The sequence below is a fragment of the Enterobacter sp. 04-C-12-SI-ECC genome (genome assembly GCF_047530715.1).
Lineage (GTDB): Bacteria > Pseudomonadota > Gammaproteobacteria > Enterobacterales > Enterobacteriaceae > Enterobacter > Enterobacter bugandensis.
The window spans coordinates 68,648-81,408 of sequence record NZ_JBLKDI010000022.1 but is presented as its reverse complement, the minus strand read 5'-3'; the positions used below and the strand labels follow the sequence as shown (position 1 = coordinate 81,408).

At 56.8% G+C, this 12,761-nt stretch carries 12 protein-coding genes, 2 tRNA genes and 1 rRNA gene; 12 read left to right on the top strand and 3 right to left on the bottom strand.

From position 1 onward, the window contains the following. The 3 genes from rrf to ACMWL8_RS21670 all read left to right on the top strand — a co-directional run. Window positions 1-114 (top strand): 5S ribosomal RNA (gene rrf / locus ACMWL8_RS21680); the annotation flags it as partial. 56 nt (window positions 115-170) lie between these two features. After that, window positions 171-247, top strand: a tRNA-Asp gene (locus ACMWL8_RS21675). A 54-nt stretch (window positions 248-301) separates the two neighbouring features. Beyond that, window positions 302-377 (top strand) — tRNA-Trp (locus ACMWL8_RS21670). Between the two features lie 98 nt (window positions 378-475). Here ACMWL8_RS21670 and hdfR read toward each other — a convergent pair. After that, window positions 476-1,297, bottom strand: a complete 822-nt coding sequence (gene hdfR, locus ACMWL8_RS21665) for an HTH-type transcriptional regulator HdfR (RefSeq protein WP_028014823.1) — start codon at window positions 1,295-1,297, stop codon at window positions 476-478. A 118-nt stretch (window positions 1,298-1,415) separates the two neighbouring features. Here hdfR and ACMWL8_RS21660 point away from each other — a divergent pair, with 118 nt between their 5' ends. After that, window positions 1,416-1,754 (top strand): DUF413 domain-containing protein, encoded by a 339-nt coding sequence (locus ACMWL8_RS21660; protein ID WP_008501577.1) that lies wholly within the window; start codon window positions 1,416-1,418, stop codon window positions 1,752-1,754. 27 nt (window positions 1,755-1,781) lie between these two features. Here ACMWL8_RS21660 and ACMWL8_RS21655 read toward each other — a convergent pair whose 3' ends face one another. Further along, complete coding sequence (locus ACMWL8_RS21655) at window positions 1,782-3,302, bottom strand: YifB family Mg chelatase-like AAA ATPase (RefSeq protein ID WP_045261007.1); 1,521 nt, start codon at window positions 3,300-3,302, stop codon at window positions 1,782-1,784. Window positions 3,303-3,642: 340 nt separating this feature from the next. On the opposite strand from ACMWL8_RS21655, the gene ilvL reads away from it, so the two are divergent. The 7 genes from ilvL (at window position 3,643) to ilvA (ending at window position 10,193) form a co-directional block, all read left to right on the top strand. Beyond that, window positions 3,643-3,741, top strand: coding sequence for an ilv operon leader peptide (ilvL, locus tag ACMWL8_RS21650; RefSeq protein ID WP_001311244.1), 99 nt, complete (start codon window positions 3,643-3,645; stop codon window positions 3,739-3,741). Between the two features lie 86 nt (window positions 3,742-3,827). After that, complete coding sequence (gene ilvX / locus ACMWL8_RS21645) at window positions 3,828-3,878, top strand: peptide IlvX (protein ID WP_166792073.1); 51 nt, start codon at window positions 3,828-3,830, stop codon at window positions 3,876-3,878. 2 nt (window positions 3,879-3,880) lie between these two features. Then, entirely contained in the window at window positions 3,881-5,527 is a 1,647-nt protein-coding gene (ilvG, locus tag ACMWL8_RS21640) for an acetolactate synthase 2 catalytic subunit (protein WP_045261006.1), read from the top strand. Continuing rightward, the gene (gene ilvM / locus ACMWL8_RS21635) at window positions 5,524-5,787 is read left to right on the top strand and encodes an acetolactate synthase 2 small subunit (protein ID WP_003860184.1); all 264 of its coding nucleotides are present in this window, start codon (window positions 5,524-5,526) and stop codon (window positions 5,785-5,787) included. Before ilvG ends, ilvM begins: the two co-directional genes overlap by 4 nt. 18 nt (window positions 5,788-5,805) lie before the next feature. Continuing rightward, entirely contained in the window at window positions 5,806-6,735 is a 930-nt protein-coding gene (ilvE, locus tag ACMWL8_RS21630; RefSeq protein ID WP_003860182.1) for a branched-chain-amino-acid transaminase, read from the top strand. 60 nt (window positions 6,736-6,795) lie between these two features. Next, on the top strand, window positions 6,796-8,646 hold the full coding sequence (gene ilvD, locus ACMWL8_RS21625) for a dihydroxy-acid dehydratase (protein WP_045261005.1): 1,851 nt from the start codon (window positions 6,796-6,798) through the stop codon (window positions 8,644-8,646). Window positions 8,647-8,648: 2 nt separating this feature from the next. After that, on the top strand, window positions 8,649-10,193 hold the full coding sequence (gene ilvA / locus ACMWL8_RS21620) for a threonine ammonia-lyase, biosynthetic (protein WP_028014819.1): 1,545 nt from the start codon (window positions 8,649-8,651) through the stop codon (window positions 10,191-10,193). Here ilvA and ilvY read toward each other — a convergent pair. Next, entirely contained in the window at window positions 10,190-11,080 is an 891-nt protein-coding gene (ilvY, locus tag ACMWL8_RS21615) for an HTH-type transcriptional activator IlvY (RefSeq protein ID WP_008501572.1), read from the bottom strand. The genes ilvA and ilvY overlap by 4 nt on opposite strands. Before the next feature lie 152 nt (window positions 11,081-11,232). Here ilvY and ilvC point away from each other — a divergent pair, with 152 nt between their 5' ends. Continuing rightward, complete coding sequence (gene ilvC / locus ACMWL8_RS21610) at window positions 11,233-12,708, top strand: ketol-acid reductoisomerase (protein ID WP_045261004.1); 1,476 nt, start codon at window positions 11,233-11,235, stop codon at window positions 12,706-12,708. Window positions 12,709-12,761: the final 53 nt, after the last annotated feature.

Sequence of the window (12,761 nt, the reverse complement as noted above, 5' to 3'; positions counted from 1 at the left end):
TGGCGGCTTTAGCGCGGTGGTCCCACCTGACCCCATGCCGAACTCAGAAGTGAAACGCCGTAGCGCCGATGGTAGTGTGGGGTCTCCCCATGTGAGAGTAGGGAACTGCCAGGCATCAAATTAAGTAGTAAGCCGGTGCATTAATCCGGTGGTTACAAGCAGTCTTCGGTGGAGCGGTAGTTCAGTCGGTTAGAATACCTGCCTGTCACGCAGGGGGTCGCGGGTTCGAGTCCCGTCCGTTCCGCCACTTATTAAGACGTTAAGCCTGCCAGTAATGGCAGGCTTAATGGCAAAAAACTTTAGGGGCGTAGCTCAGTTGGTAGAGCACCGGTCTCCAAAACCGGGTGTCGCGAGTTCGAGTCTCTCCGCCCCTGCCATATAGAATCCTTTGCTTCGGCAAAGGATTTTTTTTGCCTGAAACCCGGTGAAATTTCAGCATTCTTAAATGCAGCCAGCGTCCCTGCTGGCCTCAGCCTCAATCCATTACATTGATTTTTAATAGATCTTTTATTTGCGATTGCTTGTCGCTATTTTGCAACCAAATCGCATACAGCGGCCGCGAAAGGGTAGTGGAATCCACCACGGTATGCAGTCCAGGCTTGGTATCTGCCCAACGGACTGGTAACCAGGTGCAACCCTTCAGCAAGGGGAGTTGCTGACAGGCAATCTCGGCAGAACTGGTTGTTAACTGTGGAACATCATCAGGTGCGATCAATCCCGTCTCATGTTGCTGAAAATCAGGTCCCCACTCCAGCCGCAAATAGGTCAGGTCTGCTTTCATCTTTGAGGGTTCAGAAGCATAAAGAGCCAGACCGAACTGTCCAACAATCTGGCTGCTAAATTCGTCCATCTTGGGGGCTTCTGTAGTTATCAGCAGATCCAACTGACGCTCATGAAGTTGCTTAACCAGCGACTGACGTTGCGCAATTCTGGCTTCAAATTGTAAATGGCCATGGGAGTGATATAGCCGGGTAAGCCACTGACTGAGCATGCATTCCCACAGAGATGCGCTGGCCCCTATCGAGAACTCGTTGTGCCTCGACGTATGCGCAACCTCTTTGCGCGCTGCCTGCCAGGTATTCATCAATGTCTCCGCATACGGAAGCAGTTTTTCACCGGCAGGCGTGAGGCGGATATTGTTGCGATGGCGGGTAAAAAGATTCACACCCAGTTGATTTTCCAGCTGTCGAATACGAAAACTGACTGCTGACTGCGTCAGGTAAAGGGCTTCAGCGGCTCGCCCGAAGTGACGCGTTCTGCTCACTTCAAGGAAAGTTTTTAGCAATTCCGTATCCACATCTTTCTCCGCAAAATAATTTGTCGTTATGATTTAAATGTTTTGTTTTACACTCTGTCAAGCGTAACTAATACTCCGCGCCATAAATAGCTCGGCCAAAGAATTAGGAGCGTGTAGGATGGCGGAAAGCTTTACGACGACTAATCGTTTTTTCGACAATAAACATTATCCGCGCGGGTTCTCTCGTCACGGCGATTTCACCATCAAAGAGGCGCAGCTGCTTGAGCGTCATGGTTATGCCTTTAACGAGCTGGATCTGGGTAAACGTGAGCCTGCAACTGAAGATGAAAAACAGTTTGTCTCAGTGTGCCGTGGTGAGCGTGAGCCGCAGTCTGAAGCAGAACGTGTATGGATCAAGTACATGGCTCGCATTAAGCGTCCAAAACGTTTCCATACGCTGTCTGGCGGTAAACCGCAGATGGAAGGTGCAGAAGACTACACCGAGTCTGACGACTAATAAAAAAAGGGGCTACGGCCCCTTTTTTTATGCCAGTAACTTTTGCAGATGCAAAAGCAAACGATCGATCGCCCGATAGCTCAGCGCTTCCTGCAAGTGTTTCCTCGCAATATCAGTACAGCCCTCCACGTCCGCAATGGTTCTGGCTACTTTTAACAAGCGCTGCCACGCACGTATGGAAAGCCCAAAGCGCGTCAACGTCTCCTCCAGCCAAGCCGCATCTTCAACGTTAAGAGAACAAAACTGTCGGATCCCTGCATTATCCAGTCGTGCATTCAGCCTGTTTTGACGGGCATACTGTCTCGCCTGTGCCGCGATAACCCGCTCGCGAACATGCGCGGAGCTTTCACCCAGTTTATCCGTCTGCCTGAGCAGGCCCGGCGGCGGAAGGGGGATTTCCAGTGATAAATCGAAACGGTCGAGAAACGGGCCAGACAGCTTTCCCAGATAGCGCAGCGTCTGCTCTGGCGTACAGCGGTTATGGTTGCCCTGATAATGCCCCGTCGGACTGGGGTTCATCGCCGCCACGAGCTGAAAACGGGCGGGATAGCTTATTTTGGCTCGCGTGCGTGAAATATGTATTTCACCGGATTCAATGGGCTCCCTCAGCGCATCCAGCACACGGCGCTCAAACTCAGGCAGCTCATCGAGAAACAGAATGCCATTGTGTGCCAGCGAGATCTCACCCGGCCCCGGAATAGACCCACCACCGACCATTGCCGTCAGTGACGCGCTATGATGCGGGGATCGAAAGGGACGTCGACGCCACTGTTTGTGCAACGACGTCGAACCGATCAGGCTATAGATGGCGGCGCTTTCCAGCGCTTCATGGTTATTAAGCGGCGGGAGCAATCCGCTTAGCCTGCTTGCCAGCATGGTTTTACCCGTACCCGGCGGGCCAATCAGCAGGAGATTGTGCCCACCCGCTGCCGTAATCTCCAGCGCCCGTTTCCCTTGCTCCTGCCCCATGATCTCGCTGAGGTCTTCTGGCGAATCCGCTATAGCCTCGTCGCACTCTTCCGGCTCGGACAGTTCATGGCGGCCTTCCAGCCAGGCGCACACTTCCTGAAGATGCCCGGCGATAAGGCATCCCTTTTCTGCAATAAGACTCACTTCTGATGCGTTTTCATTGGCCACAACGATTTGCCGCCCTGCACGTATGGCTTCCAGCGCTCCCGATATCGCACCGGGAACGCCTCTCAGTGCGCCTGTGAGCGCGAGTTCACCCACGAACTCATACGAGCCTAGCCTGGTCGTATTAAGCTGCTCAGAAGCCGCGAGAAGCGCAATTGCGATAGGTAAATCGTATCGCCCACCCTCTTTGGGCAGGTCGGCGGGAGCAAGGTTGATGGTGATCTTCTTTGCGGGGAAGGTATAACCGCTGTTTATTATTGCGCTACGAACGCGGTCCCTGGCCTCTTTAACCGTGGTTTCAGGTAACCCGACAAGCGTGAGTCCGGGCAGCCCATTACTCAAATGAACCTCTACGGAAATAAGCGGAGCCTTTACCCCGAGAGCCGCTCGCGTATAAACAACTGACAGTGACATTTGTACTACCTCCTGGTCTGACTATGCCAGTGCCTGTTTTCTCTGTTTAGCCTCTTTTTACGTATTTACGCCGCCTGTTCAGAGATTTTCAGAGAGCATTGAAACCATTGCATCACCGTGGAAGCATACTCGCAAAATGTAAAAAGGCGCGCTTTAAGGGTTAGATCTGCTATAAAAAATGAAAAATATTCACTTCCAAATTTCCTCATATAAAACAATGCGTTCATGAAATTTGGTTCGCTTGCTAACCAAATCCTTCATAAATAAATCTTGTGTTTGATTTAAAAACTGTGATAACTCTTTAGGTATTCCTTCGAACAAGATGCAAAAAGAACTGAAAATGACAGCCCTTCTACGAGTGATTAGCCTGGTCGTGATTAGCGTGGTGGTGATTATTATCCCACCGTGCGGGGCTGCACTTGGACGAGGAAAGGCTTAGAAATCAAGCCTTAACGAACTAAGACCCCCGCACCGAAAGGTCCGGGGGTTTTTTTATGACTAAAAAACTTAAATGAGGAGCAGAGAATGACGACTAGCACAAAATTCTGTTTCTCCAGATTTATGACGGGGAACTAACTATGAATGGGGCACAATGGGTAGTACATGCGTTGCGCGCGCAGGGAGTCGAAACCGTATTCGGTTATCCGGGTGGCGCAATTATGCCGATTTACGATGCACTGTATGACGGCGGCGTGGAACACCTCTTGTGCCGACACGAGCAGGGCGCAGCGATGGCCGCCATCGGCTATGCCCGCGCGACCGGTAAAACCGGTGTGTGCATGGCGACCTCAGGTCCGGGTGCAACGAACCTGATCACCGGCCTGGCTGACGCGCTGCTCGATTCAGTTCCTGTCGTGGCGATTACCGGTCAGGTGGCCTCTCCGTTCATCGGCACCGATGCCTTCCAGGAAGTAGACGTCCTCGGCTTATCGCTGGCTTGCACCAAGCACAGCTTCCTCGTTCAGTCCCTCGAAGAGCTGCCGCGCGTGATGGCCGAAGCGTTCGAGGTTGCCAGTTCTGGCCGTCCTGGCCCGGTTCTGGTAGATATCCCGAAAGATATCCAGGTTGCACTTGGCGATCTGGAGCCGCATTTCTCCACCGTGAAAAGCGACGATGCGTTTCCGCATGCAGATGCTGAAGAAGCGCGTCAGATGATGGCGCAGGCGAAGCAGCCGATGCTGTACGTCGGCGGCGGGGTGGGGATGGCGCAGGCTGTTCCGGCGCTTCGCGCGTTCCTTGCAACCACGCAAATGCCCGCCACCTGCACCCTGAAAGGTCTGGGTGCGGTAGACGCGGACTACCCGTACTACCTCGGCATGCTGGGAATGCACGGCACTAAAGCGGCAAACCTGGCGGTGCAGGAGTGCGACTTGCTTATCGTCGCAGGCGCCCGTTTCGATGACCGCGTCACCGGCAAGCTGAATACCTTCGCGCCGAATGCCAAAGTGATCCATATGGATATCGACCCGGCGGAGATGAACAAACTGCGTCAGGCGCACGTGGCGTTGCAGGGCGATCTTAACGCGCTGTTACCGGCGCTGGAGCAGCCGCTGGATATCAACGCATGGCGTCAGCACACCGCAGACATGCGCGCTGAGCATGCCTGGCGTTACGATCACCCAGGCGATGCCATCTATGCGCCGCTGCTGTTGAAGCAGTTGTCCGACCGTAAACCCGCCGACAGCGTGGTGACGACGGATGTGGGCCAGCATCAGATGTGGTCAGCCCAGCACATGACCTACACCCGCCCGGAGAACTTCATCACCTCCAGCGGCTTAGGCACGATGGGCTTTGGCCTGCCGGCAGCCGTAGGCGCACAGGTGGCCCGCCCGAACGATACCGTGATCTGTATCTCCGGTGACGGCTCCTTCATGATGAACGTTCAGGAGCTCGGCACCGTGAAGCGCAAGCAGTTACCGCTGAAGATCGTGTTGCTCGATAACCAGCGTTTAGGGATGGTTCGCCAGTGGCAGCAGCTGTTCTTCCAGGAGCGTTACAGCGAGACAACCCTGACCGATAACCCTGATTTCCTCACTCTGGCCAGCGCCTTCGGCATTCCTGGCCAGCACATCACCCGTAAAGACCAGGTTGAAGCGGCACTCGACACCATGCTGTCAAGCGAAGGGCCATACCTGCTTCATGTCTCAATCGACGAGCTTGAGAACGTCTGGCCGTTGGTACCGCCCGGTGCCAGTAACTCACAAATGCTGGAGAAATTATCATGATGCAACATCAGGTCGCCGTGCAGGCTCGCTTCAACCCGGAAACGTTAGAACGCGTATTGCGTGTGGTTCGCCACCGTGGCTTTCAGATTTGCTCTATGAATATGGAAACGGCCACCGACGCCCAGAACATCAGTATCGAATTAACCGTTGCCAGCCCGCGGCCGGTCGACTTACTGTTTAGTCAGTTATCAAAGCTGGTAGACGTTGCCCATGTTGCCATCTGCCAGAGCACAACCACATCACAACAAATCCGCGCTTGAGCGTGACAGGACGAAAAAATGACGACAAAAAAAGCTGATTACATTTGGTTCAATGGTGAGATGGTTCGCTGGGAAGACGCGAAAGTTCACGTGATGTCCCACGCGCTGCACTACGGTACCTCCGTGTTTGAAGGCATCCGTTGCTACGATTCTCACAAAGGGCCAGTGGTGTTCCGCCATCGCGAACACATGCAGCGTCTGCATGACTCAGCCAAAATTTATCGTTTCCCGGTCTCTCAAAGCGTTGATGAGCTGATGGAAGCCTGCCGCGAAGTGATTCGCCAGAACAAACTGACCAGCGCCTATATTCGTCCGCTGGTCTTCGTGGGTGATGTGGGCATGGGCGTGAACCCGCCGGCCGGTTACAACACCGATGTGATCATTGCTGCGTTCCCGTGGGGCGCCTACCTGGGCGCAGAAGCACTGGATCAGGGGATCGACGCAATGGTTTCTTCCTGGAACCGCGTGGCGCCAAACACCATCCCGACTGCCGCAAAAGCGGGCGGTAACTACCTCTCCTCACTGCTGGTCGGCAGCGAAGCGCGCCGCCACGGCTATCAGGAAGGCATCGCCCTCGACGTGAACGGCTACATCTCAGAAGGCGCGGGCGAAAACCTGTTTGAAGTAAAAGACGGCATTCTGTTTACCCCGCCGTTCACCTCTTCCGCGCTGCCGGGCATCACCCGCGACGCCATCATCAAGCTGGCGAAAGATCTGGGTATCGAAGTGCGCGAGCAGGTGCTGTCCCGCGAATCCCTCTACCTGGCAGACGAAGTGTTCATGTCCGGTACCGCGGCTGAAATCACGCCGGTTCGCAGCGTCGACGGTATTCAGGTGGGTGAAGGCCGCTGTGGTCCGGTGACCAAACGCATCCAGCAAGCCTTCTTCGGCCTCTTCACCGGCGAAACAGAAGACAAATACGGCTGGTTGGATCAGGTTAATCACTAAATATAAATGTGGGACGGCACGCACCGTCCCATTAAATAGTCAGACGGGAGTCAATAAAGCATGCCTAAGTATCGTTCAGCCACCACCACCCACGGCCGTAACATGGCGGGTGCCCGCGCATTGTGGCGCGCCACCGGAATGACCGACGCCGATTTCGGCAAGCCAATTATCGCCGTGGTGAACTCCTTCACCCAGTTTGTACCGGGCCACGTGCATCTGCGCGATCTCGGTAAGCTGGTTGCCGAGCAAATCGAAGCCTCCGGCGGCGTGGCGAAAGAGTTCAACACCATTGCGGTGGATGACGGTATCGCAATGGGCCACGGGGGAATGCTCTATTCACTGCCGTCGCGCGAGCTGATCGCCGACTCGGTGGAGTATATGGTCAACGCCCACTGCGCCGATGCGATGGTCTGTATCTCCAACTGCGACAAAATCACCCCGGGGATGCTGATGGCCTCCCTGCGCCTGAACATTCCGGTGATCTTCGTCTCCGGTGGTCCGATGGAGGCGGGTAAAACCAAGCTCTCCGACAAAATCATCAAGCTCGACCTGGTCGATGCGATGATCCAGGGCGCAGACCCGAAAGTCTCTGACGAGCAGAGCGATCAGGTGGAACGCTCCGCGTGCCCGACCTGCGGCTCTTGTTCCGGCATGTTCACGGCCAACTCCATGAACTGCCTGACCGAAGCGCTGGGCCTTTCCCAGCCGGGCAACGGCTCGCTGCTGGCGACCCACGCCGACCGTAAGCAGCTGTTCCTCAACGCCGGTAAACGTATCGTTGAGCTGACCAAACGCTACTACGAGCAGGACGATGCCAGCGCGCTGCCGCGCAATATCGCCAGTAAAGCGGCGTTCGAAAACGCCATGACGCTGGATATCGCCATGGGCGGCTCCACTAACACCGTTCTGCACCTGCTGGCCGCCGCGCAGGAAGCCGAAATCGACTTCACCATGAGCGACATCGACAAGCTCTCCCGCAAAGTGCCGCAGCTGTGTAAAGTCGCGCCGAGTACCCAGAAGTACCACATGGAAGACGTGCACCGCGCGGGTGGCGTCATCGGTATCCTGGGCGAGCTGGATCGCGCCGGGCTGCTGAACCGCGACGTGAAAAACGTCCTCGGCCTGACGCTGCCGGAATCGCTGGATCAATACGACGTGATGCTGACCAAAGACGACGCGGTGAAAAAGATGTTCCGCGCCGGCCCTGCAGGTATTCGCACCACCCAGGCGTTCTCGCAGGATTGCCGCTGGGACACGCTGGATGACGACCGTGCTGAAGGCTGCATCCGCTCGCTGGAGCACGCCTACAGCAAAGACGGCGGTCTGGCGGTGCTGTACGGTAACTTTGCGGAAAACGGCTGCATCGTGAAAACCGCAGGCGTGGACGACAGTATCCTGAAATTCACCGGTCCGGCGAAAGTGTACGAAAGCCAGGACGAGGCGGTAGATGCCATCCTTGGCGGCAAAGTGGTGGAAGGCGACGTGGTTGTCATTCGCTACGAAGGGCCGAAAGGCGGCCCGGGCATGCAGGAGATGCTCTACCCGACCACCTTCCTGAAGTCGATGGGCCTTGGTAAAGCCTGCGCGCTGATCACCGACGGTCGTTTCTCCGGCGGGACCTCTGGTCTCTCCATCGGCCACGTCTCCCCGGAAGCGGCAAGCGGCGGCAACATTGCCATCATCGAAGATGGCGACCTGATCGAAATCGACATTCCGAATCGCGGCATTCAGCTGAAGCTGAGCGACCAGGAGATCGCGGCCCGTCGTGAAGCGCAGGAAGCGCGAGGCGATAAAGCCTGGACGCCGAAAGACCGCCAGCGCGACGTCTCGTTTGCCCTGCGCGCCTACGCGAGCCTTGCAACCAGTGCAGATAAAGGCGCGGTGCGCGATAAATCGAAACTTGGGGGCTAATGATGGCCGAGTCACAACCCTTATCCGCCGCCCCTGAGGGGGCGGAATACCTGAGAGCGGTGCTACGCGCGCCGGTCTATGAAGCTGTGCAGGTCACGCCCCTGCAAAAAATGGAAAAACTTTCCTCGCGCCTCGACAACGTCATTCTGGTGAAGCGCGAAGACCGCCAGCCGGTGCACAGCTTTAAGCTGCGCGGTGCTTACGCGATGATGGCCGGGCTGACGGATGAGCAGAAAGCGCGCGGCGTCATTACCGCGTCGGCGGGCAACCACGCCCAGGGCGTTGCCTTCTCCTCGGCCCGTCTGGGGCTGAAGGCGCTGATCGTGATGCCGGTCGCTACCGCAGACATCAAAGTCGACGCGGTGCGCGGTTTTGGCGGAGAAGTGCTGCTCCACGGCGCGAACTTTGACGAAGCCAAAGCCAAAGCGATTGAGCTGGCGCAGCAGCAGGGCTTCACCTGGGTGCCGCCGTTCGACCATCCGATGGTGATTGCCGGGCAGGGCACGCTGGCGCTTGAGCTGCTGCAGCAGGATGCCCATCTCGACCGCGTCTTCGTCCCGGTGGGCGGTGGTGGTTTAGCCGCAGGCGTGGCGGTGCTGATCAAACAGCTAATGCCGCAGATCAAAGTCATTGCCGTGGAAGCGGAAGACTCCGCCTGCCTGAAAGCGGCGCTGGATGCCGGGCATCCGGTAGACCTGCCGCGCGTCGGGCTGTTTGCCGAGGGCGTGGCGGTGAAGCGCATTGGCGACGAAACGTTCCGCCTGTGCCGGGAATATCTCGACGATATCGTCACGGTGGACAGCGACGCCATCTGCGCGGCGATGAAAGATCTGTTCGAGGACGTGCGTGCGGTGGCGGAACCCTCCGGCGCGCTGGCGCTGGCGGGCATGAAAAAATACATCGCGCAGCACAACATTCGCGGCGAACGTCTGGCGCACGTGCTTTCCGGCGCCAACGTCAACTTCCACGGTCTGCGCTACGTTTCCGAGCGCTGCGAGCTGGGCGAACAGCGTGAAGCGCTGCTGGCGGTGACCATCCCGGAAGAGAAGGGCAGCTTCCTCAAGTTCTGCCAGCTGCTGGGCGGTCGTTCGGTAACGGAGTTCAACTACCGCTTTGCCGATGCGAAAGATGCCTGCATTTTTGTCGGCGTGCGTCTGAGCCGGGGCGTGGAGGAGCGTAAAGAGATCCTCAGCCTGCTGCATGAAGGCGGCTACAGCGTGGTCGATCTGTCCGACGATGAAATGGCTAAGCTGCATGTGCGTTACATGGTTGGCGGTCGTCCCTCAAAGCCTCTCCAGGAACGCCTGTTCAGCTTCGAGTTTCCGGAATCACCGGGCGCGTTGCTCAAGTTCCTGCACACGCTCGGCACGCACTGGAACATCTCTCTGTTCCACTACCGTAGCCACGGCACCGACTACGGCCGCGTGCTGGCGGCGTTCGAGCTGGGCGAGCACGAGCCGGATTTCGAAACGCGCCTGAACGAACTGGGCTATGAATGTCATGACGAAACCCATAACCCGGCGTTCAGGTTCTTTCTGGCTGGCTAGTGGTTCGGCAATATCGTCCAGAACGCATCAATAAGCGGCTCATGCAGCCGCTTTTTTTGTGCGCACACGCCAAGCTCAAAAGGCGTCTTCTCGTCGCTGCGCTCCAGAATCATCACGCGATTGCGCACCGGTTCCGGGCTGTTTTCCAGCACCACTTCCGGCAGCAGCGCCACGCCGCAGCCGAGCGCCACCATCGACACCATCGCCTCATGGCCGCTAACGGTGGCGTAAATCGACGGATTGCTGATTTTCTGACGGCGGAACCACAGCTCGATGCGGCGGCGCACCGGCCCCTGATCGGCCATGATAAACGGCACCGTCGACCAGTCCGGTTTTTCTACCGATACCTGATTACGCACCGGGCAGGGCAGCGCCGGGGCAATCAGCACCACCGCCAGATTCTCCAGCATTGAGAACGCCACCGCGCCCGGCAGGGTTTCGGGTTTTCCGGCGATGGCGAGATCCGCTTCGCCCGTCACCACTTTTTCCATCGCGTCGGCGGCGTCGCCTGTGGTGAGCTTAATTTCAACCGACGGATGCGCCGCGCGGAAGCGGTCAAGGATGGGGGGCAGATGGCTGTAGGCGGCGGTCACGGAGCAAAAAATATGCAGCTCGCCGGAGAGTGATGGCCCCTGCTGATCGATCGAGTGCCGCAGCTGCTGGTACTGTAACAGCGTCTGCTGAGCAAAAATGCGCAGCTCTTCGCCCGCTTCCGTGAGGGTGACGGTGCGGTTATCGCGCACGAACAGCGGCTGGCCGAGATCTTCCTCAAGGCGCTGGATCTGGCGCGACAGCGTGGAGGGGCTGACGTGCATCGCCCGCGCGCTGCGGCCAAAATGACGGCTTTCCGCCAGGTGAAGAAACATTTTCAGATCGCGTAAATCCACCGATTCCACTCCCTCTTTTTACATTGCAAAAATTGCAACATGACGTTGTGAATATATCAATTTCCGCAATAAATTTCCTGTTGTAATGTGGGTACATTCTCGCTGAAACGCGAACCGAACAATAAGACACACAACATCACGAGGTATCACCCATGGCTAACTACTTTAATACACTGAACTTGCGCCAGCAGCTGGCGCAGCTGGGCAAATGCCGCTTCATGGCGCGCGACGAATTTGCCGATGGCGCAAGCTACCTTCAGGGTAAAAAAGTGGTCATCGTCGGCTGTGGCGCACAGGGTCTGAACCAGGGCCTGAACATGCGTGACTCCGGTCTGGATATCTCCTACGCCCTGCGCAAAGAAGCGATTGCCGAGAAGCGCGCTTCCTGGCGTAAAGCGACCGAAAACGGCTTCAAAGTGGGTACCTACGAAGAGCTGATCCCGCAGGCGGATCTGGTGGTTAACCTGACCCCGGACAAGCAGCACTCTGACGTGGTGCGTTCCGTTCAGCCGCTGATGAAAGACGGCGCAGCGCTGGGTTACTCCCACGGCTTCAACATCGTTGAAGTGGGCGAGCAGATCCGTAAAGACATCACCGTGGTGATGGTGGCACCGAAGTGCCCGGGTACCGAAGTTCGTGAAGAGTACAAGCGTGGCTTCGGCGTGCCGACGCTGATCGCAGTTCACCCGGAAAACGATCCGAAAGGCGAAGGCATGGCGATTGCCAAAGCCTGGGCTGCGGCGACCGGCGGTCACCGCGCTGGCGTACTGGAATCGTCCTTCGTTGCCGAAGTGAAATCTGACCTGATGGGCGAGCAGACCATTCTGTGCGGCATGCTGCAGGCCGGTTCTCTGCTCTGCTTCGACAAGCTGGTGGAAGAAGGTACCGACCCGGCATACGCAGAAAAACTGATTCAGTTCGGCTGGGAAACCATCACCGAAGCGCTGAAGCAGGGCGGTATTACGCTGATGATGGACCGTCTGTCCAACCCGGCAAAACTGCGTGCTTTCGCGTTGTCTGAACAGCTGAAAACCATTATGGCGCCGCTGTTCCAGAAACATATGGACGACATCATCTCCGGCGAATTCTCTTCCGGCATGATGGCGGACTGGGCCAACGACGACAAGAAACTGCTGACCTGGCGTGAAGAGACCGGTAAGACCGCGTTCGAAACCGCGCCGCAGTATGAAGGTAAAATCGGCGAGCAGGAGTACTTCGATAAAGGCGTACTGATGATTGCGATGGTGAAAGCAGGCGTTGAGCTGGCGTTCGAAACCATGGTGGATTCCGGCATCATCGAAGAGTCTGCGTACTACGAATCTCTGCACGAGCTGCCGCTGATCGCGAACACCATCGCCCGTAAGCGTCTGTACGAAATGAACGTGGTTATCTCTGATACCGCAGAATACGGTAACTATCTGTTCTCTTACGCCTGCGTACCGCTGCTGAAAGAGTTCATGACCACCCTGCAGACGGGCGATCTGGGCAAAGCGATTGCGGAAGGTGCCGTGGATAACGCGCAGCTGCGCGACGTAAACGAAGCGATTCGCAGCCACCAGATCGAGAAAGTGGGCCACAAACTGCGTGGCTACATGACCGATATGAAACGTATTGCTGTAGCAGGTTAACAACCTTGTCGGGTGGCGCTTCGCTTACCCGACCTACAAAAACGTAAGATGCA

What these genes read in the sequence shown, in the direction of transcription:
- ilvD (WP_045261005.1), top strand. Translation starts at nt 6,796, where the DNA reads ATGCCTAAGTATCGTTCAGCCACCACCACCCACGGCCGTAACATGGCG.
- ilvM (WP_003860184.1), top strand. Translation starts at nt 5,524, where the DNA reads ATGATGCAACATCAGGTCGCCGTGCAGGCTCGCTTCAACCCGGAAACG.
- ACMWL8_RS21655 (WP_045261007.1), bottom strand. Translation starts at nt 3,302, where the DNA reads ATGTCACTGTCAGTTGTTTATACGCGAGCGGCTCTCGGGGTAAAGGCT.
- ilvG (WP_045261006.1), top strand. Translation starts at nt 3,881, where the DNA reads ATGAATGGGGCACAATGGGTAGTACATGCGTTGCGCGCGCAGGGAGTC.
- ACMWL8_RS21660 (WP_008501577.1), top strand. Translation starts at nt 1,416, where the DNA reads ATGGCGGAAAGCTTTACGACGACTAATCGTTTTTTCGACAATAAACAT.
- ilvA (WP_028014819.1), top strand. Translation starts at nt 8,649, where the DNA reads ATGGCCGAGTCACAACCCTTATCCGCCGCCCCTGAGGGGGCGGAATAC.
- ilvC (WP_045261004.1), top strand. Translation starts at nt 11,233, where the DNA reads ATGGCTAACTACTTTAATACACTGAACTTGCGCCAGCAGCTGGCGCAG.
- ilvL (WP_001311244.1), top strand. Translation starts at nt 3,643, where the DNA reads ATGACAGCCCTTCTACGAGTGATTAGCCTGGTCGTGATTAGCGTGGTG.
- ilvE (WP_003860182.1), top strand. Translation starts at nt 5,806, where the DNA reads ATGACGACAAAAAAAGCTGATTACATTTGGTTCAATGGTGAGATGGTT.